Raw genomic sequence first — 25,930 nt, 5'->3', positions numbered from 1 at the left:
GAGAATTGAAAATTAAAAGGTCCAGTTGTTTAGGGTGGCCATGAAGTCGTAGTCCGTAACGTCGATCTTGCAGGGGACTAGGGAGGCGTATCCGCTGTCCAGCGCAAGCATATCATTGTCCGGGTGGATGGGTTTGGCGCTTTCGAAAGCTCCTGTCAACCAGAATACGGGCTCTCCGCTGGCGTTCTCGGAACGCTTGAATTCACGTACCCAACGACCGTCAGCTTGGCGACAAACTTTCAATCCTTTCACTTGCGGTAGCTTCGGCACGTTGAGGTTTAAGTAGGTTCCGTGCGGTAAGCCTTCTTTTAATACCCGGCGTGCCAGCATACGTCCAAGACGGCAGCATTCGGAGAAGTCGGCATCGGCCGCATGGTCCAGTAAGGATACACCCATGGAAGGGACGTTGAAAATACAGCCCTCGGCGGCGGCACCCATCGTTCCGGAATAATTTACGCAGATAGCCATATTCCCCCCGTGGTTGATACCGGAGACTAACAGATCGGGCTTGCGCTCCAAAACCTCATTAATCGCTAATTTAACGCAATCAACCGGTGTCCCGGTGCAACTATAGATGGTAAGTCCTTCCTCCTTTTTCAACAAGGTATACTTGATAGGAACTAAAGATGTAATGGCACTACCCATCCCGGAACGAGGTCCATCGGGAGCGAATACCACCAAATCGCCTAGATCTTTCAGGCACTCAATCAATTCGTTAATACCTTTGGCCCATACGCCATCATCATTCGTGATCAGAATCAACGGTCTCTCGTTTGTCATATCGTTTTATCCTTATAGTTGTCGTACAAAGGTAACAATAATTTGCGAACAATGGTTGGGGCGTGAGGGATGGGAGTTGTCCTTTCGCCTAATCAGTTGTTGATCAGGCGAAAGGTCTCAGATTATTATAGTTTCTCTATTTCTTCTATGGAGAGGCCGGTGGCAAAGGCGATTTGCTCTATACTAACTCCTAATTTCTTAAGATTAAGTGCTATGGAGTGTTTCTCTTCCTGTCGTCCTTCAGCTTTTCCTTCGGCTTTTCCTTTTTGCAATCCTTTTTCCATGCCTTCTTCCATCCCTTTTTTCATGCCTTTCTCGACGGCGAAGTCCAAGGTGTTATAATAATCATTATACATCTTCCACTCCGCCTCGTACTGCTTCCGTTGCTTGGGTGTTAGGTTCGCCATGGATCCGATGCGTTCCAACCGCTCGAATATGGCCTTGCGTGCCTTGAATGGCATTCTGTCTAATGTGTCCATATGCTTTAGTACATAAATCCAACGTTCAAAATCGGTCTCGCATTCTTCCTCCTCTTTGTTGAATCGGGGAAGCTCAATATAGATCTGGCGGAACTTGGGGTTGAATACCTGTCCGTTCTCTCGGTCCGCCAGCACGATGTCCCTTCGGAACTTTCCTTCGTTCCTGTTATTGTTTGGCCTGTTCTCCTCGTCTAGCGTGAAGTTCAAGAAAAAAACACCGTACACGGCCGTCAGCTCATAGTCCCATGTTCCCTTTATCCCCTGTTCCACCACCGAGTGCGAGAGGTAATACAAGGCCCTGTCCTTGAAGTGGGGCTGTTCCCTGTTCTGCATCTCGATTATGATCCGTTCGCCCTTGTCGGTCTCGCAATGAATGTCAAAGATGACTTTCCTTCCTTGCTCTGTCTCGGGCAATCGCTCATTGTTCATGATTCTCAAGTCCATGATCGTATGCTCCCCTTCGAGGAGGTCGTTCAGGAACTCGATTAGTATGTCCTTGTCCATTTCCCTACCGAATATGTGCTTGAAGCCGAAATCGGTGAAGGGATTGATAAATTTTCCCATAGTGTTTATAGGTTTCAGTGATTAATAATGAATAATAGTATAATAAGACGGGGCACCCTGTCTTCCGGTTGTAAAGATACTACTTTTTTAATAGGATAGGCATCGTTTTAGCTTTTAAGAAAACACGTACGAGTTTTTTCGAAAAACTCGTACGTGTTTTTTGAGAGGCATAATGTAACTACTTCAAATACCGGATCAGCCGATAAATCGTGGGGATAATTTTCCTGAATGTATATTCCACCAAGGGATAGTATGGCCAGGCACTACATGATCTGATCATTTCACATTCGTGAAGAGATCTTTTCACCTACGTGATACAATCGTTTCGCATAGGTGAAAAGATTGTATCACAACCGTGAAACGATTTCATGGGCAGATAGAGCAAGCTACTGCCGATAATGTTTGTATTCAATAGAAAGGCTCAACGGTAACAACTCTTCGTAGGCATCTCTGCGCTCCCTTTCACATCCTTCACAACATATCACTGACATAAAGCAAGTTGGCTGACGTGAAACGTGCGATAAACAAATTGAAGTGTAGATAAAAGTACATTGCGAGATTATCCCCACGATTTATCGGGTGAGCCTAAAAAATTCGATTCTCCGGGAGTTAAGAATACAAGATGTCAAAGTGTTATATTTTGATATAGATATAAATGTACGTGTGTACATTAGTATAGGAGAGTAAAGTTTATATGATTAATAAATATTTTTCTAGTATAGAAACGACTAGTTTAAACGATCGATTCTTTTAGTCATTTGCAAAGGTACGCGTTTCTTCGATACATGCAACCCTTCCAGACGATTTTTTTATCGCTTATTCTCTTTCTTATCAATAGGATAGGTTATCCTTCACGAAACAAGCGATTCCTTCAACGAACCTCCCGTTTCGACGCTCAAAAAACGCAAGATTTAGACGATCGTTTAGACTAGTCGTTTTTAATGGCAAACGACGATTTTCAATTAGTCTAACAGGTTGATTATCTTAATAAACACTAGTATTAATATTAATTTATTTATTATGAACAAAAAGATTTCTACGCTTCTTGCCGGTGTAATGCTGGCATCTGCGTTCTCCGCAGGCGCTGTGCCTATGGAGAATGGCAAATCTTATTTGCTGAAAGCAGGTACAGACTACTTGTATGCAAATACAGATAAGCAATCTTCTGATTATGGAAAGTTGGAGTATGATGGTATTAGCACTCAAACTTTGAGTGACGTTGTTGCTGCAACTTGGAAAGTCTCTACAAAAACAACTTCTGGTGCTGTTGTTTATTCTTTCGTAAACAAAGTAACTGGCATGTCACTGTCGGTGGATCCAGCTTCCGCTTCTTATACAAAAGAAGATGGTACCTTGGTGAATGGTGATGCTAAAGTAACATTAGGTAGCGGAAGTGTTTCAGAGTGGACATTCGATAAGAATGGTGTTATGATTTCTTATTTCGCTAAGGACTCTGTCGTATATTTCAATTCAACAGGTAAGTTATTTAAGGATAAGGTTGCCAAAGTTCCTTCTACGGCTTTGGTTGTTGAAGGTACGGTGTTGAGCGGAGAGATACCATTGACTGCTAGGGATTTGAACACTTTGATGTGTTCCATGGATTCTGACGATAATTTTTTCGCTTTGAACATGAATCCTGAGGTGTCAAAAAGTAAGGTAAACCATTTGACCGCTACAGGCCTTCATGCTGAAGCTATCCAAGGTAGCCAATTCGTGAAGTTGCAGGCGAAAGACAAGAAACTTAAGGATAAGGACGGTAAGGATCAGAAAGCCTATCTTGTTGTCGATACAGCCTATTATGAGGGTACGGAAACTAGCGGACAGCTCTTGAAGTATACCTATGCTTTACTCGGTGCGGATGGCCGTGAGGCAGGCTCTTACAATTTCAAATTTACTTATAATGTAAAGGATGATAAATTGTATGTCCAAGTAGAAAAAGTTGTGGATCAACTGACAAAGGAATCTTTTACCCCCGCTAAGACAGATGAGCAGTTCAAGGAATATGTTAAGACTAATAATAATTCCACTTGGACTGGTAGTGATGTTATATCCAGAAGCAATAAGTATATCTACATGGCTAAGTTGGACGGTACGAATGTTTTGACCGTAAATACCGATAAGACAGAAGCTTCTCATGGAAATACTCCTGCTTCACAGAATATCACGGTGAAGACTACCGCTGATTATACTAACTTGACATTGACAACTATTCCTTCTGGTGTATACTTGATCCAGTATAAGGCTGGTGGTTCTTACAATACAGAAAAGGTAGGTTCTTATGTATTCGCTAATTTGGCTGGTTATTTCGGTTGGGCTGCTCAAGCTCGTAACCAAGAGTTCAAGCATATGCCGGCTGCTCAATGGGTAGTAGAAAAGAAAGGTACATCTTCTATTGCGCCGATCTCAATTACGAACCGTGAGTTCTCTGATGATAGCTATAAGACTTCTTATCAAATTCCTTCTGATATGCAATTATTCGCAGTAGAGGGTAGTGCTAATGAGGTATTCTATTTTAATGGAAACCAAAAGGATACGGTTAGCTTTATTAAAGTTGACGAGGATCTTGTAAAGGATGCTAAACTGGGATATAAGTATGTATCAGAAAATGAAGCTAAGGTTCAAACTTATCTGTTTAACTATTTGCATGGATTGGCATTAGATAAATATCTTAATGTTCCGTCAGGGAAGGATTCTATTGTACGTGTAGATGAGACTGGAGCTAAAGCAAGTTTCCGCTTACAAGTGGTTGTTAAAGACGATAAGTATGGTTATGGCGATGGTTTGGTAAGAAATGTTTACCGTATCACGGACGGAAAAGGCCGTTATTTGACTTATGACGGGACAACGAAGAAGTATATGATGAAGACTTATCCTACTGATTATTTCTTGAAAGAGAATAATGATATCGAAGGAAAAGAATATTATACTTTGGTTGAGGCTAATTTGCGTTCTTCCTCTATGAACCAAACACAGGCACAGGCATGGTATCCGAAGGCGTTTGCTGGAAAGAAGACCACTGATACAGGTGTTAAGACATTTGAAGCAATGTATACACCGGATGGTGGTTCCGCTTCTTACGATGGATCTGGTTATTTATTACCTTATGCTGGAGCTTCATATGCCGTTACTGTTCCTATATATGATAAAGACGGTAATGTGTTAGTCGCTGATAATAGTAAAGTAGATTATTATACCTATCAAGCTAATACAGAGGGGAAAATTGTTTTAGCTAAAGTTGCGGATTCCCAGTGGAATTCACGTGCTTATGCCTCATTAAAGGTCTCTGTTGATGACAACACTTTGGATTTGACTCAAGGTTCTTTGAATGATAAATTCAATGGCTATGACGAGGTTCGTACATCTGCTTTCGCCGTAGCAATGGATGATTCTCCTTTGTACCGTCGCTTCAACAACGCCGCTCTTGGTGAGAATGTAAATGACGGTCCTGATAGCTTGACATTCGTTGAGAGCGTTCGTAATGAGTACTTAATGGATGAGTGGAACCCGAACTTGACTACGGAAACTGTTGATTACGCTGGTATCTGGAATAAGGATAAGGCTGAGGGTAAATTAGCGTTCCGTATTGATACGGCTTGGTTGAATCGTGGTCTTGGAAATATCAAACCTCAATATTTGATCTCTGTGGCTCGTGACGACCAAGAGGGTGTTGAGACAGTTCCTTGTACAGAGGCTGGTCCTCACGTTGACGCTAACGGTAACATTACAACAGATCCTTCTAAGTGTGTTCATGCTCAACATGGTCGTGCTGGCTTCGCTTATGGCAAATACTTGGTTAACTTCTCAGACTCTGCCCAAGCGTTCATCGATAGAGAGGCTAAGGTTAATCCTTATATGTTCACAACGAATTCTAGTGCTAATAGCAGCTATACCCGTGTAGGTTTTGTTAAGGCTATCCATGCTGGTGACAGCTTGTTCGTATTGACAAATGGTTTCGAGAATGTAGAACCGGCTAAGTTAGATACGGCGACAATCATCGCTAACTATAAGAAAGCTAAGCTGGAAAACTTCATCGTAGACTTGGTTGGTGACAAACATAAGAATGTAACTTGGTCATTCCGTTATATTAACCCGGATAAGGCTGGTGCCGTAACAGAAGAAGGTGCAGAGAACGCATTCTTGTTCGAGTCTAATGTTTATGGCGAGAAAGATCAAAATTATAGAACCGTAAATGGTGACGCTGATCGTGCTATCGCTCCGACATATGCTGCCGCATGGTTGAAAATGCATAATGGTTGTTTGGTACTGACAGATATCAATTCACAGTTCTCTTCCGCAAAGACCAATGGTGATGGCGCATTAATCTTTAATGTCGCTCAGAAGGATGAAGAAGATATGGTTACATCTAATGATAACATCAACAATGTTGAGGGTGTATCTGTAGTAGCTGGTAATGGTACTGTAACTATCCAAGGTGCCGCTGGTAAATCAGTAGTTATCTCTAACATCTTAGGTAAGGTAGTCGCTGAGACAGTTCTTACATCTGATAACGCAACAATTGCCGTACCTGCCGGTATCGTAGCTGTAGCTGTTGATGGTGAGGAAGCTGTTAAAGTGGTTGTTAAATAATTAAACAAATAGATAGGTCAAGAGATGGGGGTTCCCCCATCTCTTCCTTTAAGAAGATATTTATAATTCTGAAATTCCCGTGTGGAGATAGACTCTTCAAGTACACCGCGATGGTAGAACATGCGGGAGTATTAATACTAAAGTAATAAATTAAAAGCTCAGGTCACGAGAACTTCTGTGAAGAAATGTCGTGACCTTTTTTTGTACTTTTAAATCTCTTGCTATGCTTATATCTACTCAAGAAACATTGATCTATAAATCAATTAGTCCGGAAGACATTTATTGTTATACTCCCGGAATCACCGTGACTTCGACGGGACGCTTGGTCGTGACTTTCGACTTGGGCGGCAAGGGGGTAAAAGAAATCTATGCTTCTTCGCAGCTGTACACGGAAAGGACAAGACGGTTAGGTATCGGTAAGATTTTTGTATCGGACGACCAAGGCGCTAGTTGGTGTTTTATCTCGGATTTTAATTTTTGGCATGCCCGCCCTTTTTGTATAGGGGAAAAGATATATATCATAGGAAACGCGGGCGATTTATGTATTATATGCTCGGAAGATGATGGGAATACGTGGAGCGTTCCCTCGTTTCTCTCCCAAGGTGAGAAATGGCATTCTTCTGCCTGTAATGTTCTTTTCGCTAACGAGCGGGTTTACTTGGCGATGGAACAGCGTTTTTATAACTCGGAGATAGAAGGCTGGAATGTGGCGGGTTTGAGCCCTACCTTGCTATCTTGCTCTATTCACGATGATTTACTGGATGCGTCTTCTTGGCGAAGTTCCGATCCTTTTGTTTTCAGGGATAAGGTACATTTCCCGGGAGGGGTTGGCATTCCTTTTTACGAGTCATTGACCAATAAGCCGCTGGAATTGGCTCCCGGTCGTTTTAATGCGCCCACTGGATGGCTGGAGGCTCAAGTGGTTCAAATAAAGGATAAACATCATATTTGGTATGATCCGGAGGGGAAAACGTTCCATATGTTTCTTCGTGCGCATACCGGAGGGATTGGATACGCTTGTTTATTAAAAGTGAGGGAAGATAAGAACGGCCAGATGGTAACCGGCTTTCAAGAGACTCCTTCCGGACAGACCTTGCTTTTCTTGCCCTTTCCCGGTGGCCATTTGAAATTCTTTATAGTGTATGATGAAATATCCCGGTTGTATTGGATGGCATCCAATCAATCTTTCGATTCTATGCGGACGATAAGCTCATTACCTGAGACTTCCCGGTATGGACTCCCGAATAATGAGAGGCATCGTTTACAATTATTATTCTCGAAGAATTGTGTGGACTGGTGTATGGCTGGGATGATCGCTTGCCAAGGGAATGAATTATATTCAAGAAATTATCCTTCGTTATGTATCGTAGGTGAGGATATGCACGTGGTTTGCCGTGCGGCGGATGATCATACAAAGGACCCTCAATACTCTGATTGTATTACATATTATAAAATTAAACGGTTTAGAATGTTAATCTATTAAATGAAGTGATTATGGAAAAAGTACTGATTGTAATACCGGCTCGGTATGATTCAAGCCGGTTGCCGGGTAAGCCTTTGGTTAAGATTAAAGGTATAGAGATGATAAAACGGGTCTCGGATATAGCGGATTTTGTATGTCGCAAAAATGAGTCTTGTTCTTATTTGGTAGCTACGGATGATGAGCGCATCGTCTCGTTTTGCGAATCCCGGGAGATTCCGGTGATGATGACTTCCACGAATTGTAAAAGTGGTACGGAACGTTGCTATGAGGCGGTAAGGAAACAGGACACCAATCCCGGACTGATAATAAATCTGCAAGGCGATAATCCCACGTGTCCTCCTTGGATCTTGCAAGATCTGATTGATACATGGAGAAAGGAGAAGGCGGATGTCCTTACCGCCTCGGTCTTGTTGGGATGGAGCGAATACGATCAATTACTGGCGATGAAAAAGGAAACCCCTTATTCCGGCACGACGGTATTGGTGGATCGGCTGGGATATGCCTTAGCTTTTTCGAAACAAACCATACCCGCTATCCGTAAGGAGGATCAGGCTAGGGATCTTTTGCCTAAAAGCCCTGTCAGGCGGCATGTGGGTTTATATGCGTATAGCGGTCGAGCCCTCGAGTCTTATTTCTCATTACCTCCGTCTGTGTATGAACGCTCTTATATAGAAGGATTGGAACAGATGCGCTTCTTAGAGAATGGCATCAAAATGAGGGTCGTAGACGTCGATTATCGGGGACGTGAGACAACAAGCGGGGTTGATTCCCCGGAAGATGTCAAACGGGTTGAGGAAATACTTGAGAAGTATGGAGAGTTCGATCTTTCGTGACTTAGATGGAATCGTAGATTCTATTTTATCTCCCTACCATACTTTGGAGGAGGTTCTACCTTCTGGCTGTGATGCTGGTCCGGTATGGATGGATTTTGACTGTTGGGTAGACAGCCAAAAGGTGGATATGCGGACATCGGAATCACCCTTACTCTTGAATATATGTGGTATACCCGCATCCGGTAAATCGTATTGGGCGGAGGAATGGCTATCAGAGAATGGACCTTGTTTGCATATCGCTTTCGACGCTATTATGGAGGTATTATCCGGGTATCAAGCGGATTACTCGCTAGATAGGGAGAAAGCGTTCTTACGTTGGGAACTTCCTGCTCGTTTTTTAGGTTACCGTCTTCTTTTGTTGGGATTGAGGAATGGGTGGCCTATTTTATTTGAACATAGTAATGCGTTGAGAGAACATGTGGATTTGTATAAGAAGATAAAGAGTCTTGGATATCGGATTCATATGGTGTGCATCGATGCGACACCAGAAATGGTTATCAAAAGATTGGCTCGGAGGAATCGTTTTTTCCCGGAGGAGCAAGTGAAAAAACGTTGGGATTGCTTGATAGATTTGTTACCTGAATATCAAAAAATAGTAGATGACTTTAAATTAATACAACCATGGAAAAATGTAGAAAACTTGTGATCGTACGGCATGGTAATACGTTTCGTGCGGGAGAGACTCCGACTCGGGTTGGAGCTAGAACTGATTTGCCTCTGGTAGAGGAGGAACGAGCTAGATCTGCGGGACGTTATTTACGTGAAAAGGGGATTGTGATCGACAAGGTGATTTCGGCCCCCTTAAAACGCACATTGGAGACCGCTAATTATATCTTGGAGGAAATGAATGTGGATTTGCCTATCATTCAAGACTTACGTCTTAAAGAGATTGATTATGGGCCGGATGAGAATATGGTAGAAGATCATGTAATAAAACGTTTGGGATCTCTCTATTTAGAAAAGGAGGGAATGGACCGGAAAGACCTAACGGAAGATCGGATCGTGGAAAGGGGACTTTCCGTGATCGCCCAATGGAATGAGAAGGCTGTGGTACCGTTAGGATGGAACGTAGATGTAGAGAAACTGATAAGCGGTTGGCAGGATTTGGCGGCTAGTATCCCTGATGGTGAGACTTGGTTACTGGTCTCTTCCAATGGAGTGATGCGTTTCTCCCCCTATATTTTGGGAGATTATGAGGATTTCTGTGCGACACATGATATTAAGGTCCCGACAGGCGGGGTTTGTATATTTGATTGCGAGGGTGATCATTGGAGGTGTACGGATTGGGGAATAAAGGCTTATAAACTCTTTAAATGATAAATCATGGAAGATATATGGAATATAACAGCTTTGGTGGTTAGTGTATTAAGTGTGCTTTTGTCTCTTTATGCTTTAAGACAGGCTACCACTAAAAATACCTCGGATATGTATCTGTTCTTTATCTCGCAATATGCGAAGGAGGACATGAAATTGGCTTTACGTAAATTGAAAGATATAAAGCGGGGGGTATATCGGTTGGAACAATGGGAGAGTGATATGAAAAATAATTTGCCGAAAGCCTTTGAGTATGACGAGGCGAGACGTTTGGTGAAATATTTTTATGATACTTTAGCCTATATGAAGTTGGAGAAACTAATAGAGGCTCGTTTTGTAAGATTGATTTGCTTGAAGAAAGGGGCATGGCTTTATCTGGACACAGTCGAAGCCATGGAAAAATTTTTTGACAGTGGCTATGATAAAAAGCCATATGCGGTTATTCGGGATGTATGCGAAAATTTACGAAAGGAAGGGTGTTGTCCTCCTTAGTTCCTGTTTCCGGCTTCTGGTGATATTAAATAAAGTCCTGATCGAAGAAACGATCGGGGCTTTGATATTTATATCTTAATTTGCCATGACGATATTCCGCAAGTCGGAACAGAATTGGATATACTCATCTTCAGTAATTGGCCTCTCTGTTGTCAGGATGATTAACGCATGTCCTTGATAGGCGTTTCTATAAGGAGGATGGAGGTGGTCGTAACTGTTTTCAAAGAAACCACATTTCTTGTAGAACTTTAACCGGTTAGCTGATACCTCGTCCATGATAGGATCGATCTCTAATAAAATGATCTTATTCAGGCGTTTATTAAAATCCTCCAGTAATAAGCTGCCATAGCCTTGTCCTCTGAAGTTCTCATGAATGGCGAAATGTTCGATATATACATAGGTGCTAAAATCCCAGTATGAGATAAAGCCGATAAAGAGGTTATCTTTCAGATAAACCTCTAGATGATAGTTGGGAGATTGGAAGGCCTGTTCTTGTTGTTCTTCTGTTCGCTGCTCAAATAGAGGGAAACTTGCCGTATATATTTGCTCAAAGGTAGGATAGAGAGGATCTTGCTTTCGCGTTATTTCTAGTATGTCCATATGACTTCGCTTTATTTTGATGCGAAGATAATAATCTAAAAACATTGTCATGTCATATTAAAGCTTTATTTTTGGATGATCTTATAATTAAGATATTGTATACGATGATAGCGTGGTTTCGTTATATATGTTTAATTGTTAGCCTTATAATCACCCTGCCGGAATTACTTTCGGCACAACGTCTGGTTTCTCAACGTCAAGAGGATGTAGAGGCTGGTCTTTTATATAACGAGAGCGTCTATATCCTATCTAATTATTCTTGTCTATCCTCCAATTCCCCGGAAAAACTTTCTTTGGACGAGTTGCTGCGGAAGCAGATCGAAGGCTTTTATTTCTATTTGAAGCGGGATACGGAGACAAATGTATTGCTACTAAGGAAACCTGATGGTACGTTTACCCCTTTTAGTGAGTCATTGGAAGCCATTAAGACGGCCTTGGATGCGGACTCCACTAAGGTTATGACGCTTTTCCTTGATTTCTATGTCGAGACGGAGCTGGAATCCTCTTTTAAGGAAATAGGCTTGATGGAGTATGTGCTTGAATATGATACGAAAAACGGATGGCCATCCTTGAAAAATATGTTGAGTTCCGGAAAGCGACTGGTCGTTTTCGAGGTTCAGAAACATTTGAACAGTCCTTCATGGTTGCATAATATGAGGGATTTCGTGGAGCATACGGACGCTGATTGGGGAAACCAACCGGAAGGGGTTGAGAGTTTTGATGAGCGGCTGAAAAAGAATTTGTCTTTATTTACCGGATATAAGTTCTTGGAGACTTCCCGGGGAAATAGTAATGATATCTCGGCTTTAGCCCGGCAGACACCCTATTTAATAGAATCGTTTAAAAGAGCGTGGATCCGGGATGGAAGGGTTCCTAATTTTGTCTTGGTAGATAAGTATTACGCATGGTTGGATGTCTCGTTGGTTACTTTCCGGAATTTCGATATCATTTACGGCGTGGTTACGAATAACAATGAGTTGCTTAACTACGTGAATTGGGATGGGATGTCTAATTATACGACGGGTAAATATTGCTTTCCGCTAGAGCCCGGAGCCGAGTTGATGCTTTCGCCGATCTCTCCGGGCTATCGGATAGAGCCGGCTACGGTTTATGTCTCCGGTACCCAAAGGAAGGCTTTCGCCGGCGATTTTAAGGCTAGACCTTTGCGGATTGACGAGGATATAGAGATTTATTTACCGTTTGAGGGCGATGAGAAAGATGGTTCGTCCAATCATAATCTCACGGTATCTAGGAATGTCGAGTTTATTCAGGACCCTATACGGGGGCAGGTCGCTTCCTTGGAGAATCAGGCCCGTGTGGATTTGCCGACCGCTTCGGAACTTCATATGCGGGATCATGATTTCACTGTCGGCGTTTGGTTGAAAATACCTAAGTACCTGCCGGAGAAGGAGGATTATTGTATTCTGGGAGCTAAGAACAGTACTTATCAACAAGCGTTGCATCTGTTGATACGGAATCGGAAACCGTATATGGGATTCTTTAACAACGATCTGGTTGGTAACACGGAGATCGAGCCGGGCAAATGGTATAATGTCGTATGGCGGTATAATAAGCGGAATGGGGAGCAGGCTATATTCGTAAATGGAAAACTGGACGCGATCTCTTTTGATCGTCCGGCTTATCTGGGTAGTGATAGCTTATATGTCGGTTTCGTGAATTTCAGCCAGTCCTCGAACTTCGTGGGTGTGCTGGATAATCTTTGTATTTGGTCTCGTGTGTTGAGCGATAAGGAGATATTGGGATTGAGCAACCAGTTATTAGATTTACATATATCGAATGCGATTACTTGGTTGGATGTCCTTGGAATTGGGTTGATTTTGATGGTTCTGGTCTCGATAGCTTATCTAGGCTATCGGAAGGTGAAAGAAAAGCCAAGGCAGGATGAGGCTGATGCGGGAACGGTTGCGGAGGAGGGAATCGAGGACGGAATCGAGGAGCCGGATCGTTCTTCGCAAGAGATGCCGGAGGAGATCGAGAAGGTTCCGGTTCTGCGCAATTATATCCGATTGTTTGGAGAGTTCTATGTGTTGGACCGGGATGGAAATGATATAACCTCTCTATTTACCCCCAAATTAAAACAGCTGTTTATCTTGATTATGCTTCACTCTTCCCGTGGAGGTTTCGGAATATCGAGCAAGGACTTGACACGGATGATTTGGGGGAATGACAACCCCTCGAAAAGTACGAAGAGCCTTCGAAGCGTATCTATATTGAAACTCCGGAAGATATTGGAACGTATCGATACGGTCGAGGTCCTATTTAACGCGAATCGATATATTCTCCAGCTTTCGGAAGATGTCTATTGCGATTATTTGGCTTGTTTGGATTGGCTGAAAGATAAACGGGTACGGACTCAGCCGGACTTTGAATATTTCTATGATATTATCAGCAAAGGAGAAGTGTTCAAAGGGGAATCGTTTGATTGGATGGATGATTTTAAAAGTTATATCTGTAATAGTACGGTGGATGTCTTGTCTCGCTTTATCGACACTTACTCGATCGAGGATGAGGCGGATCGGGTGATCCAGATAGCAGACCAGATCCTTCTGAACGATCCTTGCAACGAGGAGGCTTTGCTCTATAAGATCAAAGCCTTGATTTACCAGAACAACTTCAAATTGGCCCGTTACGTGTACGACCGCTTTTGCGCTTTATACCAAGAGATGTATGGCGAGGCTTTCACCTCTTCTTTTGAGCAGGTCGTACCGTCTTCGCTGATGAGTCAGCAATCTCCCCAGTAATATTATAGTGTGCCTGCTCATTGGCAGACTGTGCCATCGCTATTGTCACACCTGTGCCATCGTTGTGGCAAGACCGTGCCACCGTTATGGCATGCCTGTGCCATCCGTGTGGCACTCCTCTGGCATTACAGTGACAAATGTATGCACCCCACTGATAGCGATCCTTTCGAATAGGGAGGCAGGTGCTATGCCTCTGACTTATCGAAGATTTTTATAAATATTTCTTGATTTATTTATGTCGCTGTTATTGCGTGAATTATGCTTTGTGCGGATATGAAATTTGCCTTAAATTAGCCCTAGGTTAATGTCCTGTTTAGCGTTCGTTAACTCATGGTTTACTGCTCCTCCCTATATTCGCTCTCGTTGTTTCGCACGAGGAAGCGAGGACGCGAAGTTGTGTTTTACTATATATTTTTTCTTACGATGAATATCGTAAAGGTTGAAGTCTGTAAGGGCCTTTCTTCTAAGAGTTGATATTTATGTATAAACTGAATAGTTATGAGTAAAGATGTGAACAATGGTCAGTCCAGACGTGAGTTTCTAGGAAGATCGGTCGCTGCTTTGGCGGCCGCGTCTTTCCTTCCGAGTGCTTTCTCTTGTACGGGGAAGAGTGTGGCGGCTCCCGCTCCGGTTGATACGGCGGCGGAGGCAGGCAAGGTTAACTCGAAGTTCGGTGGCGTGCAAATCGGCACGATCACTTATAGTTGGCGTTCCATGCCGGGTGGATTGGAGAATATCATCAAGTATTGCCAAGAGGCGAATATCAGTTCCATCGAGTTGATGGGAGGTGATCTGGAAGCTTATTTAGGAGCTCCGGAGAATCCGATGATGAAATTCTTCCGTCAGCAAGCTCCTCAACCCGCGGCGAAACCGGGTGAGAAACCTGCGGCTCCTCGTCGGATGGGTCCCCCGAAGTTTACTCCGGAGCAGCAGGCTGAGATCGATAAATATAAGGAAGCGGTGAAAGCGTGGCGTCTCGGGTTGGATCTATCAAAGGTAGAAGGTGCCCGTAAGTTATTGAACGAAGCAGGAATATCGGCGCATATCGTGAAGATGGAACCTTCCCGTATGGGTTCGGACGAGGAAATCGATTATGCCTTTAAGGTAGCCAAGGCCATGGGCGCTAAAGCCGTGACGGACGAGATTAATTTGGAGACGGCGAAAAGAGTCGCTCCATTTGCCGAGAAGCATGGGATGTATATGGCTTTCCATAATCATATGCAATATGCCGAAGAAGGGTTTAGTTGCGATCCGATCTTAGCGGTCTCTCCTTCTATTATGTTGAATTTTGACGCAGGCCACTTCTTTGGCTCTACAGGTATCCACCCGAATGAGATGATCAAGAAATATCATGATCGGATCTATAGTATCCACTTGAAAGACAAGACGGGGCCTACGACAGGGGACCAGCCGAATACGAATCAAGTATGGGGACAAGGGGAGATGCCGTTGGAAGACGTGCTCTTGTTGATCAAACAAGAGAAATGGCCTATCTATTGCGATATAGAACTGGAATATGATATCAAGCCTTGGTCTGACTCCGTGAAAGAGGTAGGCACTTGCGTGAAATATGCTCGACAAATATTGATGTAGATTATAGAATGTTGTCTTTGGTATGTCATTAATAGGTATAACGAAAGGGCCGGTTCCTGATGGAGCCGACCCTTTATTTTTCATTTATTGATCTCTTTTACCAAATTGGGCGCGCACTTAAAATGGACAATGGTTCTGGGGATCAACATTAAAGTCTCTCCGCTTTTCGGGTTTCTAGCCAACCTGCTTGTCTGCAAGCGGGGAGTATAAACACCGAAACCCTGTATACATACCTTTTCTCCGGCTCTCGTTTTCTCTAAGATGATGTTATTCAGTTCTTCCAATATGTACCGGATTTCTTCTTTGTCATTACCGACTCTTTTCGATAATTCCTCGATTAGCTGACTTTTATTCATATCGTATTATTTTTTGAGAAGTTTGTTCTTTGCTCTGTTGTTAAATATTTTTTCCTGTATTGCAAAGGCGATAAGCCCGTGTGCCTCCGAAAGAAGCGTCCCAACGAGGATTGGTTCGAGAACTGCGTCTTCTCAACAATCTCTTGGATATTCAAGGTAGAGTTGGTGAGTAATCCTTTTAATTCTAGGATCATATATTCCGTAATCCAATCTTTGGCGGATTTGCCGCTTACCTCCTTAACAACCATGGTCAAGTATTTAGGGGTGATGCATAGAGAGTTCGCGTAGAACGTCACGCTTCTGTTCACTTTGTAATTACTCATGACCAATTGAAAGAATTTGTGGGTCAGTTCTTTCTTGTGTACATCTATCGTTGCCGTACTGTCTAAAGAATTGACTTTATAATGGTTATATATATCAAGGAATAATATGCGAAGTAAGAGTATAACCGACTCTCTTCGATACTGGTTTTCCGGATCGACGGCTTTTCTTATAAGTAATTCAAAGAAGTCTACAAAGGAAAGAGTTTCCACGTCTTCCATCTTGAAATAGTAATGTTGCCTCATATAGAAAAAGAAATGTGGCGAGAAACGACTGATACCGCTTAATATATCAGTATAAAAGGATTCCGTGATCGTGAAATATCTGATTTGGAAATCTACGCTAACGTCCGTTAATGCGACCAATTGCCCCGGCAAGATGATGATGAGCTCTTTAGGGGTTATAATGTGCTTGTTGGAATAGATATCAATTTTAGCGTTTCCTTTTACACAATAGATGACAATCCCTAATCTTATATAAGAAGGGTAAGTGGTAATAGGGAGTTCTTTGGAAAGTGTAAAGATCTTGAAGTCCTTCTCCAAAGAATAATCAATACCACTATTCGGCTCAACTATTTTTTTAATATTTCCCGACATTCTTTTTGTCTATGTTTCTTATGTAAAATTATAACTTCGTCTTTTACTATATTTATCTAGTGGTTGTTTGGTATAATATTACAGAAATATAGGTCTCGTTTTGGCGTTTTTTAAAGTTTGGTTTAAATGATACCTTGAAAAATAACCGCTATTGGATGTTTTTGTTTGTAGGTCTAATACTTTTTTGCAAATACGGTTGAGGTGATGTTAGGGATAACTTGTATTCTCAGGGCTGTGCGAGCTGGATGGAATATGTGTTAGGAAATATTAGTAATTCAGGTTAAGGACAAGCGTGCGAGACAAGAACGGGAAGGATTGCCTCGCACGACAGGCTTAGGTCGTCTTTTAGATAAACTTGAGTATATCTTCTGCCTTTTCCGCTATATGATCGGGTGCGTATTTCTCTAATTCCGTACGAGGGCGAAAGCCCCATGTTACCCCACAGGAGGTCACTTTGCTGTTGATGGCGGTTTGCATGTCTACGTCCGAGTCACCGACATAAAGAGCGTACTCTTTGGATATGCTCGCTCGTTCTACGATCTCATTGACGATACTGGGATCTGGCTTCGCCTTTACTCCTTCACGCTGTCCGAGAACCTCCGTAAATTGTATGGAAGGGAAGAAATGGGCGATGAGCTTACGGGTAGCGGCTTGATATTTATTAGAAGCGACCGCCAGTTTTATCCCTCTTTCCTGCAACAAGGCTAATAACTCAGGGATACCGGGGTAGGGAACGCTGCGATCTGTGTTATGCAGATCGTAATGCTTCAAGAACTCTTCCCTTACCTTTAGTATATTCTCTTCCGTCTTTTCACCTTCGGGTAACGCACGTTCGAATAATTTGTTGATGCCGTTTCCTACGAAGAAGTTATACTCCTTTACGTCATGTGTCGGAAAGCCGTTTTGCCGCAACGCATGGTTCGTGCTATGGGCTAAATCCGCGATCGTATTTAATAATGTTCCGTCAAGATCGAATATTACTAACTTTTTCATTTTAGTTTTCTGGCAAAATTAATGGAATGTAGAGATATACTTTCTCTTTCGACTGATAAAATAGATGAACCGATTTAAAAATAGATAAAAGTATTAGGTCATATATAAGATATTTGTATCTTTAGGACAGGAATAGAAATCCTTTGTAATATATTGTATAACCTAAAATTGGAACATCATGGGAAAGAATCAATTAATTCACGGGAATGAATTTCATTTGCTGAAACAAGCTGAGATTCATAAAGCTACAGGTAAATTAGTCGAGTCACTAAACTTGGCAGCCGGTTCTACGGGAGGTTTTGATATTTATAAAGTTGTAGAGGCTTATTTTACGGATTTAGAGAAAAGAAAGGAGATCAATGATTTGTTGGGTATTTCCGAGCCATGTGAGACACGTGTCACGGAAGAATGCTTTTCTTAAATAAGCCGCAGTAGGAATAACATAGAAAAAGGAGATACCTGAATCAGATATCTCCTTTTATTATATCTCAAAGAAGAATCAATTACTTACCAGAAAGTTTTTCTTTCAAAGCAGCCAATTCCTCGATGTCACCTAATGTAGTCTTTTCAACCGGACCGGTTACCATTCCAGATTCCTCTTCTTTTTTACCACCACGTTTTGAGGATGCCTTCTTTTCAGAAGTTGCCTTAGCGCCTTTTTGCTCATCTTCAAAGATGCGGCTGTGAGAAAGGATGATACGTTTAGCTTCCTTGTTGAACTCGATTACCTTGAATGAAAGTTTCTCATCTACTTGAGCTTGAGAACCATCTTCTTTTACAAGATGCTTCGGAGTAGCGAAACCTTCTACGCCGTAAGGCAAAGAGATAACGGCACCCTTATCCAATACTTCGATGATTGTACCTTCGTGGATAGAACCAACCGTGAAGATTGTCTCGAATACATCCCAAGGATTCTCTTCCAATTGCTTGTGGCCTAAGCTTAAGCGACGGTTTTCCTTATCGATTTCCAATACTTGAACCTCGATCTCTGCTCCGATCTGAGTGAATTCAGACGGATGTTTGATCTTCTTCGTCCAAGACAAGTCAGAGATGTGGATCAAGCCGTCAACACCTTCCTCGATTTCTACGAATACACCGAAGTTTGTGAAGTTACGAACCTTAGCCGCATGACGAGAACCTACCGGGAAGCGCTCCTCGATGTTTTCCCAAGGATCAGCCTTCAATTGCTTGATACCAAGAGACATCTTACGCTCGTCACGATCCAAAGTCAAGATTACGGCCTCGATCTCGTCACCAACCTTCATGAAGTCTTGAGCGGAACGCAAGTGCTGTGTCCAAGACATCTCTGAAACGTGGATCAAACCTTCTACGCCCGGAGCGATCTCGATGAATGCGCCATAGTCAGCCATAACGACAACTTTACCCTTAACCTTGTCACCAACCTTCAAGTTCGTATCCAAAGCATCCCATGGGTGCGGAGTCAATTGCTTCAAGCCAAGAGCGATACGTTTCTTCTCGTCGTCGAAGTCCAAGATAACAACATTGATCTTCTGGTCAAGCTGAACGATTTCTTCCGGATGAGAAACACGTCCCCAAGAAAGGTCTGTGATGTGGATCAAACCGTCTACGCCACCCAAGTCGATGAATACACCGTAAGAAGTGATGTTTTTGACAGTTCCTTCCAATACCTGTCCTTTCTCCAATTTGGAGATGATATCTTTCTTCTGTTGTTCCAACTCAGCCTCGATAAGAGCCTTGTGAGATACAACAACATTCTTGAATTCTTGATTGATCTTAACAATCTTGAATTCCATAGTCTTACCTACAAATACATCGTAGTCGCGGATCGGCTTCACATCGATCTGAGAACCCGGCAAGAACGCTTCGATACCGAATACGTCAACAATCATACCGCCCTTCGTACGACATTTGATGTAACCTTTGATAATTTCGTCTTTTTCAAGAGCCTCGTTAACACGATCCCAAGAACGTGTAGCGCGTGCTTTCTTGTGTGAAAGGATCAATTGTCCTTTTTTGTCTTCTTGGCTCTCGATGTAAACCTCTACCTCGTCACCAATCTTTAAATCCGGGTTATAACGGAACTCGGACATAGGAACAACACCGTCAGATTTGAAACCGATGTTTACAACAACCTCACGTTTGTTCATAGAAGTAACGGTACCCATAACCACTTCTTTGTCTTTTACCGTGTTCAGGGTCTCGTCATACGTTTTTACAAGATCGTCCTTGCTTACTTCGGTGTAAGTCTCGCCTTGCTCGAAAGCGTCCCAGTTGAAATCTTCAACCGGCTGGATGTTTTTTAAATTTTCCATTCTTTAATTGTTAATACTAAGTTTGTTTTAATTAGTAAGTTAGACTTTATGTTGTCATCTCTCAAAAATCGGGGCAAAGGTAATGCTTTTTTTCTGATTGACAAGAGTTTTGAGGGGTAAAAACATTCATTTGGGCCGTGTTGGCTGTAATTACGGAAAACTGTTGATTTTTATTGATATTTATTTTGTAAGTTTGCGAATTGTAAGCGATAAATCAATGAGTAGAGGATTTTTAAGAAAGTCCAGCGTCAATACTTTTATAGGAATAGTGTGGATTTTGTTTGCGGTGGGCACAAGTGCGCAGAATGCCGTGAGTAAATTTCGTGCGGATAGCATACGCCAATCTTTATCACGTATCCAAAAACCTCAGGGTAAGATACCCCTTCTTAAAGAATTAATCGGCTTGTACTGGCAATTGCCGGAGGAGGTGCCAGCGTTGAAAGAGATAATCGATATCGCGATGCCTTTGGATTCCATCGGGATCGTATACGATGCGATGGCTGGCTTGAGTCGTTATTATTATAATGTAGAAAATAGGGATAGCCTATTATATTGGGTGGGGCAATTGGATTCGTTGGCCTCAAAAAGGCATGAGAGTCCCAGAGGGTTGTTTTTATCCGGTAGCTTGGTTTGTCAGGATTATCTATGGTCCGGCAATTATGAGCTGGCTATGGACAAGGCCATGCAATATCTGGATTTGGCCCGGGAAAGTAAGAACGATTACGGCCTGCTACGGGCTTATCGCGATCTAGGGATGGTGTACCAGCGGATTAAGAAAGACAGTGACGCGGTAGAGATCTTCGGGAAAGGCCTGCACTTATTGAAAGGGGAGAAGGCGAATCCTGCTTTCCGGATTATGTATTTGTCTAATATGTTGGAATCTACCCTGCTATTAGGACGTTTGTCCGAGTCGGAGGCGCTCTTGAAACAGTATGATCATTTATTGGATTCCTTGGAAAGGAAGTATAATGGGGAGGGAAAGATTTTTCCGGTAAAACGTCATCGTTGCTTGATGAGTTGCTATTATTGCGAGCTGTATACCATGAAAGGGAATTCGGGAAAGGCACAGGCGTATTTGGATCAGGCGACCGCTTATTTGGATAGTTCTTTTGGGAATAGGGTGGAGGCTCAATATCTCCGGACAAAATCATTTTATTATTGGAAGGAGAAAGATTATAGGCATGCGTTGTCCGCTGTCAATCTGGCTTTAAAGATCAATCGTGATCTGGATAAGTTGGAGATGAAGAAAGCGATATTGCAATCATCCGGCCAATTGCAAGAGGCGGTCACTATCTATGAGGAGATCATCAATAAGACGGAGACGATCAACACGGATGCCTTCGACCGGCAAATCGAGCAACTCCGTGTATTGAATGACTTGAATGACCTGGAAAAGCAAGATCGGGAGTTGAAGCTGAAATCGGAGCAAGAAGCTTTGAAGCAGAAGCAGATTGTCGTATCTATCGGTCTTCTATTGGTCTTGATGGGCCTACTCTATATGTTGTGGCGTATTTATATGCATACTAAGAGGTTGAGAAATGAGTTGCTTCAGGAGAAAGACTCCTTGATCGCTTCGGAGAAGCAACTGCGGGTCGTGACGAAAGAGGCGGAGGCGGCGAACAAGAAGAAAAGCGCCTTTATCGCCAATATCAGCCATGAGGTGCGTACGCCGTTGAACGCCATTGTCGGGTTCTCGGAATTATTGGCGAGTAGCGAGTATAGCGAGGAGGAGAAGATCCGGTTTGCCGGGGAGGTGAACCATAGTTCCGAGCTGCTATTGAATCTGGTGAACGATGTCCTGGATTTATCCCGTTTGGAATCCGGCAAGATCAAGTTCAGCGTGAAGCCAAACGATCTGGTCGCCTGTTGCCAGAGGGCGTTGGATTCGATTCGCCATCGGGTGAAGCCCGGGGTCCGATTGACGTTTACTCCCTCGCTTGAATCTTATACCTTGAATACGGATGCCTTGCGTTTGCAGCAGTTGTTGACAAATTTGTTGTCGAATGCCGCTAAATTCACTTCCGAGGGAGAGATTAATCTCTCATTTGCCGTGGATGAGAGCAAAGGTGAGGTTCGTTTCTTCGTTACGGATACGGGCTGTGGAATCCCTGAGGATAAGTGTAAGAAGATATTCGAGCGTTTTGAGAAATTAGACGACTTTGTTCAAGGTACCGGTTTGGGACTTTCTGTTTGCCAGATCATCTCGGAACAGCTTAAAGGTTCTTTATCCGTAGATGTCTCTTATAAGGGCGGTGCCCGGTTTGTCTTTATACATCCAACGAATTTAATTGAAACCCCTATATGAGGCTGATGAATCTATTCGATAACGGGATATCCATACGTATAGGGGTGGTTATTATGATCTCCCTTGTATTTTGCGGCTCGATGAAATCTTCCACGCCTCCTCCCGGCAAGGATCGTTTAACAGAGATCGACAGCTTGGAGAAGGTATTACCGGGCTGCCCGACGATAGCGTCTACTTTACCCATATTGCAGCGGTTGGCTTTGCTTTATCGGCAAGAGCCCAAAATGAAAGATTATTATCAACGTCTTTATGAGAACGCAATGGCGGTGGATTCCATATCTATCGCATATAGAGGATTGAAAGGTATGGCCGAGTATTATTACAATCAGTCTAAGCGTGATAGTTTGGTCTATTGCTGTAATATCGTAGATTCTATGGCGAAGGCCCGCCATGAATATCCGTATGTCTTGTTTGAGGTGAAGAGTTATTCCAGTCAAGATCTCCTTTGGCTAGGGAATTATGAGTTGGCAATGAGTGAGGCGATGGATCTGTATCGGTTGGCGAGCAATCTGAATCATAAATACGGCTTGCTTCGCTGTTCGGAGACTTTAGGGCTGATTTACCAACGTATCCGTAGGGATAGCGATGCCGTAGTCTCTTTTCAGGAAGGTTTGGATTTATTGAAGGATATAAAAGATGTTCCCGATATCATGGATACTAAAATCCGGTTAACTTCTTATCAATTGGAAAGTAGTGTCCGAACGAAACAATATACGTTGACGGAACGAATCTTGGAACAATATAAAGCCCTGCTGGATGAGCAATATGAGATTAATCAAGAAAAAGGTGATGTTTTGCTACTAGAGCGGGAGTATTGGCTGCTTTATTCTTTTTACACGAGCTTTTATCTTTCGAAAGGAAATTTGGCAAATGCCAAGAAAGCGTTGGATAAAGCCTCTTCCTATGTCGGCAATAGTTTGGTAGAGGAGGACTATGCGATCAATACTTATCTAGCGGTTAAGGCTCGTTATTATAAGGCGGCTGGAGATATCCCGTTGGCACTGCGTTATATAAATGAAGTGTTGGAGACAGAGCGATTACCCGAAGATATTCAGTTCAAGGCGGATATCTTAAAGGAGCAGGGCCGACTCGAGGAGGTTATGGCTCTATATGATGAACTTTATAGAACGCTGACGAAAAGGCGGGGAACTTCTTTTCTTCGGCAGGTAAATCAATTGCGGGCCTTGCATGAGTTGCACGAAAAGGAATTGAAAGAAACAGAGTTGGAGGAGGCCGGGCAACGTATCGCCCGGAAACAAGATTTGTTGATCTTTATCCTATCCATATCGGTCGTGTTATCGATCCTCCTCTATATCTCGTTTTTATACTACCGCCATCTACGATCCTTGAAAAACCAATTACAGCGAGAGAAAGACTTGCTTTTGGAATCCCAAAGACGATTGATGAAGGAGAAAACCCGTGCGGAAGAGGCCAGCCTGATGAAAAGTGCTTTTCTCGCTAATATGAGCCATGAGATCCGGACCCCGTTAAATGCGATCGTAGGTTTCTCCAGTTTGCTGGTGGAACCTTCTACCGATGCGAAAGAGCGGGAGGAATATTCGTCTATCATCCGGAATAATACGGATTTGATGTTGAATCTGGTAAACGACGTATTGGATTTATCCCGGATGGAGACCGGAGACCTTCATTTCAATATCAAGGATTATCCGCTTTTGGAGTGTTGCCAAATGGCATTGGAGAGTGTGCGCTACCGGATGCCGGATAGGGTTAAATTGACTTTTTCTCCCGCTGGGGAACCAATCGTGGTACATGTAGATAATCTGCGCCTGCAACAACTGTTGACAAACCTGTTGACAAACGCCGCTAAATTTACGGAGAAAGGTGAGATTAACCTATCGTTCCAACTTGCGCCGGATCGGGAAAAGGTATGCATAGCCGTTACGGATACGGGTGCCGGTATTCCCCTTGAAAAACAAGCTGCGGTATTCAATCGCTTTGAGAAGCTGGATGATTACAAACCCGGTGCGGGTTTAGGGCTTTCTATCTGTCTTTTGATCGCCGAGCGGCTGAATGGTTCCTTGTCCATAGATTCCTCGTATACGGACGGAGCTCGCTTCGTGCTTATCCTTTCTTGTGAAATAGATTCCTCAATTTATAATCCGCCAATAGAAGTATGAGCGTGATGGCCCCTATGTATAAATAGAAAGCCAAGGCCGATGTGCTTATCGTGGGGACGGCTATCTTGGGTATCTCCATATATACGAAAGATACGATCGCAAGGGAAATCATGATAAGCGAGGCCACGATCGCCGCTAACAGGCTGAACCGTTCGTCACGTTTCTTCGCCTTTGCGGACTCAAGCATGATTTGTCGCATTACGTTCGAACGGAACGAGGCGGGAAGCTCCTCCTCCGGTATGCGTTTGAATAAATCCCCCAATAAATCGGGTTGTTCCTTATTTGTGTTTATCTTACTCATGATCCATTCCTTTTAATAATACAAACAATTTTTTTCGGATGCGATGTAGCTTGACTTTAATATTCGAGGCGGTCAAGCCGGTGATAGAGACCAGTTCTTCTATTGTCTTTTCTTTCCAATAAAAGAGCAAGATCAAGGCCCGTTCGTCCGGTAGAAGTTGTTCAAGGGCGACTTCCAATCTTTGAACCTGTTCCGTGGATTCGGTTTGTCCGAACAGGTTCGTGACCTCCTCCTCCGATACGTTTTCAAGTGTAGTCTCCTCAATCGCTAGAAACTCATATCTCTTCTTCCTGACCGATGATATCGCCGTGTTATAGGCAATCCGGTAAATCCATGTGGAGAAACTACAATCCCCTTTGAATGAGGCTAGGTTTTTGAATACCTTCATAAACGTATCTTGCGCCAACTCCTCAGCCTCCTCTTGGCTTCGTACCACTTTGAGGATCAACGAGTGAATCGGACGGCTATACTTGTCCAAAAGGCAAGCGAAACATGCCACGTCCCCTGCTTGTATCCTTTGTATGTAATATGTATCGGTATACAATTCCATTGTACTTAATGGACGCAAGCCGGGCAAATAGGTTACAACTTGCGGTAACAAAAATAAAAAATATTTTTCAGCCCGGAGGTGTAACCTATGGGAAACTGTTGCGTCAAATTAGCAAACAAGATGAATGAATCAATTAAAATTATACAGTTATGATGGATTTTATTTCTGTTCCGCTAGTTGTCGGAATCGTTTGTGCAGGTATTTACGGATTATTTGAGTTGTTTGTTCGTAGGAGAGAACGTTTGGCGATTATCGAGAAGATCGGTGATAAACTGGATGCCTCTGCTTTCGATGGCAAATTGGGACTGCCTAACTACATGCGAAACTTCTCGTTCAGTAGCTTAAAGGCCGGGTGCCTTTTGGCGGGAATCGGATTAGGTTTGTTGGTAGGCTTTATTATTAATATGTGTATGGCGACAAATTCTTATTATGATGATGGTTGGTACAGGCATGAGGTAGCGGGTACGGCTTATGGGGCTTCGGTTCTTTTGTTCGGGGGAATCGGCTTGATAATAGCCTTCGTCATTGAGCTGAAACTAGGTAAGAATAATAAATAGCCATAGGCTTGCCTGTATAGACGTAGCGTGCT

At 43.0% G+C, this 25,930-nt stretch carries 21 protein-coding genes; 12 read left to right on the top strand and 9 right to left on the bottom strand.

The annotated features are described in order from the left end of the window. Positions 1-12: 12 nt before the first annotated feature. Both surE and DWX33_RS02845 read right to left on the bottom strand, forming a co-directional pair. Positions 13-780 carry a 5'/3'-nucleotidase SurE gene (surE, locus tag DWX33_RS02850; protein WP_122379803.1) on the bottom strand — a complete coding sequence of 256 codons (768 nt, stop codon included), beginning with the start codon at positions 778-780 and terminating at the stop codon, positions 13-15. 125 nt (positions 781-905) lie between these two features. Further along, positions 906-1,823, bottom strand: a complete 918-nt coding sequence (locus tag DWX33_RS02845) for an Rpn family recombination-promoting nuclease/putative transposase (protein WP_122379802.1) — start codon at positions 1,821-1,823, stop codon at positions 906-908. 1,020 nt (positions 1,824-2,843) lie between these two features. Here DWX33_RS02845 and DWX33_RS02840 point away from each other — a divergent pair. The 6 genes from DWX33_RS02840 to DWX33_RS02815 all read left to right on the top strand — a co-directional run bounded on the left by DWX33_RS02840 (position 2,844) and on the right by DWX33_RS02815 (position 10,532). Beyond that, on the top strand, positions 2,844-6,410 hold the full coding sequence (locus DWX33_RS02840) for a DUF6383 domain-containing protein (protein ID WP_122379801.1): 3,567 nt from the start codon (positions 2,844-2,846) through the stop codon (positions 6,408-6,410). A 223-nt stretch (positions 6,411-6,633) separates the two neighbouring features. Further along, positions 6,634-7,893: a sialidase family protein gene (locus DWX33_RS02835; RefSeq protein WP_122378502.1), complete on the top strand. Its 1,260-nt coding sequence runs from the start codon at positions 6,634-6,636 to the stop codon at positions 7,891-7,893. A gap of 11 nt (positions 7,894-7,904) precedes the next feature. Then, a complete protein-coding gene (locus DWX33_RS02830; RefSeq protein WP_034527660.1) occupies positions 7,905-8,726 on the top strand; it encodes a manno-octulosonate cytidylyltransferase in 822 nt (273 codons plus the stop codon). Continuing rightward, positions 8,704-9,372, top strand: a complete 669-nt coding sequence (locus DWX33_RS02825) for an AAA family ATPase (RefSeq protein WP_122378470.1) — start codon at positions 8,704-8,706, stop codon at positions 9,370-9,372. The genes DWX33_RS02830 and DWX33_RS02825 overlap by 23 nt, the downstream gene beginning before the upstream one ends. Next, positions 9,348-10,043, top strand: a complete 696-nt coding sequence (locus DWX33_RS02820; RefSeq protein WP_121772845.1) for a histidine phosphatase family protein — start codon at positions 9,348-9,350, stop codon at positions 10,041-10,043. Before DWX33_RS02825 ends, DWX33_RS02820 begins: the two co-directional genes overlap by 25 nt. A gap of 6 nt (positions 10,044-10,049) precedes the next feature. Then, positions 10,050-10,532, top strand: coding sequence for a hypothetical protein (locus DWX33_RS02815; protein ID WP_005861117.1), 483 nt, complete (start codon positions 10,050-10,052; stop codon positions 10,530-10,532). 75 nt (positions 10,533-10,607) lie between these two features. Here the strand turns inward: DWX33_RS02815 and DWX33_RS02810 are convergent, their stop codons facing one another. Further along, positions 10,608-11,132 (bottom strand): GNAT family N-acetyltransferase, encoded by a 525-nt coding sequence (locus tag DWX33_RS02810; protein WP_048927923.1) that lies wholly within the window; start codon positions 11,130-11,132, stop codon positions 10,608-10,610. 71 nt (positions 11,133-11,203) lie between these two features. On the opposite strand from DWX33_RS02810, the gene DWX33_RS02805 reads away from it, so the two are divergent. Further along, positions 11,204-13,894: a LamG-like jellyroll fold domain-containing protein gene (locus DWX33_RS02805; protein WP_057326073.1), complete on the top strand. Its 2,691-nt coding sequence runs from the start codon at positions 11,204-11,206 to the stop codon at positions 13,892-13,894. Between the two features lie 498 nt (positions 13,895-14,392). Then, positions 14,393-15,487: a sugar phosphate isomerase/epimerase gene (locus DWX33_RS02800; protein ID WP_121962105.1), complete on the top strand. Its 1,095-nt coding sequence runs from the start codon at positions 14,393-14,395 to the stop codon at positions 15,485-15,487. 80 nt (positions 15,488-15,567) lie between these two features. Here DWX33_RS02800 and DWX33_RS02795 read toward each other — a convergent pair whose 3' ends face one another. From DWX33_RS02795 to DWX33_RS02785, 3 genes are all read right to left on the bottom strand, one after another. After that, positions 15,568-15,843, bottom strand: coding sequence for an HU family DNA-binding protein (locus DWX33_RS02795; RefSeq protein WP_005866712.1), 276 nt, complete (start codon positions 15,841-15,843; stop codon positions 15,568-15,570). Beyond that, positions 15,840-16,760, bottom strand: a complete 921-nt coding sequence (locus tag DWX33_RS02790; RefSeq protein ID WP_005866714.1) for a helix-turn-helix domain-containing protein — start codon at positions 16,758-16,760, stop codon at positions 15,840-15,842. The genes DWX33_RS02795 and DWX33_RS02790 overlap by 4 nt, the downstream gene beginning before the upstream one ends. 345 nt (positions 16,761-17,105) lie before the next feature. Next, the gene (locus tag DWX33_RS02785; protein ID WP_036615292.1) at positions 17,106-17,753 is read right to left on the bottom strand and encodes an HAD family hydrolase; all 648 of its coding nucleotides are present in this window, start codon (positions 17,751-17,753) and stop codon (positions 17,106-17,108) included. 178 nt (positions 17,754-17,931) lie between these two features. Here DWX33_RS02785 and DWX33_RS02780 point away from each other — a divergent pair, with 178 nt between their 5' ends. Next, on the top strand, positions 17,932-18,174 hold the full coding sequence (locus DWX33_RS02780; RefSeq protein WP_005861135.1) for a hypothetical protein: 243 nt from the start codon (positions 17,932-17,934) through the stop codon (positions 18,172-18,174). Positions 18,175-18,256: 82 nt separating this feature from the next. On the opposite strand, the gene rpsA is transcribed toward DWX33_RS02780, so the two are convergent. Beyond that, complete coding sequence (gene rpsA, locus DWX33_RS02775; protein WP_005861137.1) at positions 18,257-20,047, bottom strand: 30S ribosomal protein S1; 1,791 nt, start codon at positions 20,045-20,047, stop codon at positions 18,257-18,259. Between the two features lie 217 nt (positions 20,048-20,264). Between rpsA and DWX33_RS22700 the strand changes: the two genes are divergently transcribed. Continuing rightward, positions 20,265-22,352, top strand: coding sequence for a HAMP domain-containing sensor histidine kinase (locus DWX33_RS22700; RefSeq protein ID WP_233570105.1), 2,088 nt, complete (start codon positions 20,265-20,267; stop codon positions 22,350-22,352). Next, on the top strand, positions 22,349-24,490 hold the full coding sequence (locus tag DWX33_RS02760; RefSeq protein WP_122379800.1) for a sensor histidine kinase KdpD: 2,142 nt from the start codon (positions 22,349-22,351) through the stop codon (positions 24,488-24,490). The genes DWX33_RS22700 and DWX33_RS02760 overlap by 4 nt, the downstream gene beginning before the upstream one ends. Here the strand turns inward: DWX33_RS02760 and DWX33_RS02755 are convergent. Both DWX33_RS02755 and DWX33_RS02750 read right to left on the bottom strand, forming a co-directional pair. Further along, complete coding sequence (locus DWX33_RS02755; protein WP_005866723.1) at positions 24,435-24,791, bottom strand: hypothetical protein; 357 nt, start codon at positions 24,789-24,791, stop codon at positions 24,435-24,437. The genes DWX33_RS02760 and DWX33_RS02755 overlap by 56 nt on opposite strands. Continuing rightward, on the bottom strand, positions 24,784-25,341 hold the full coding sequence (locus DWX33_RS02750) for an RNA polymerase sigma factor (protein WP_036615402.1): 558 nt from the start codon (positions 25,339-25,341) through the stop codon (positions 24,784-24,786). The genes DWX33_RS02755 and DWX33_RS02750 overlap by 8 nt, the downstream gene beginning before the upstream one ends. A 149-nt stretch (positions 25,342-25,490) precedes the next feature. Between DWX33_RS02750 and DWX33_RS02745 the strand changes: the two genes are divergently transcribed. Next, positions 25,491-25,898 carry a DUF6249 domain-containing protein gene (locus DWX33_RS02745; protein ID WP_022192544.1) on the top strand — a complete coding sequence of 136 codons (408 nt, stop codon included), beginning with the start codon at positions 25,491-25,493 and terminating at the stop codon, positions 25,896-25,898. Positions 25,899-25,930: the final 32 nt, after the last annotated feature.

The sequence above is a fragment of the Parabacteroides sp. AF19-14 genome, from assembly GCF_003635485.1.
GTDB lineage: Bacteria > Bacteroidota > Bacteroidia > Bacteroidales > Tannerellaceae > Parabacteroides > Parabacteroides distasonis.
Note: the sequence above shows the minus strand (reverse complement) of the source record. Positions and strands in the feature narration are given on the sequence as shown.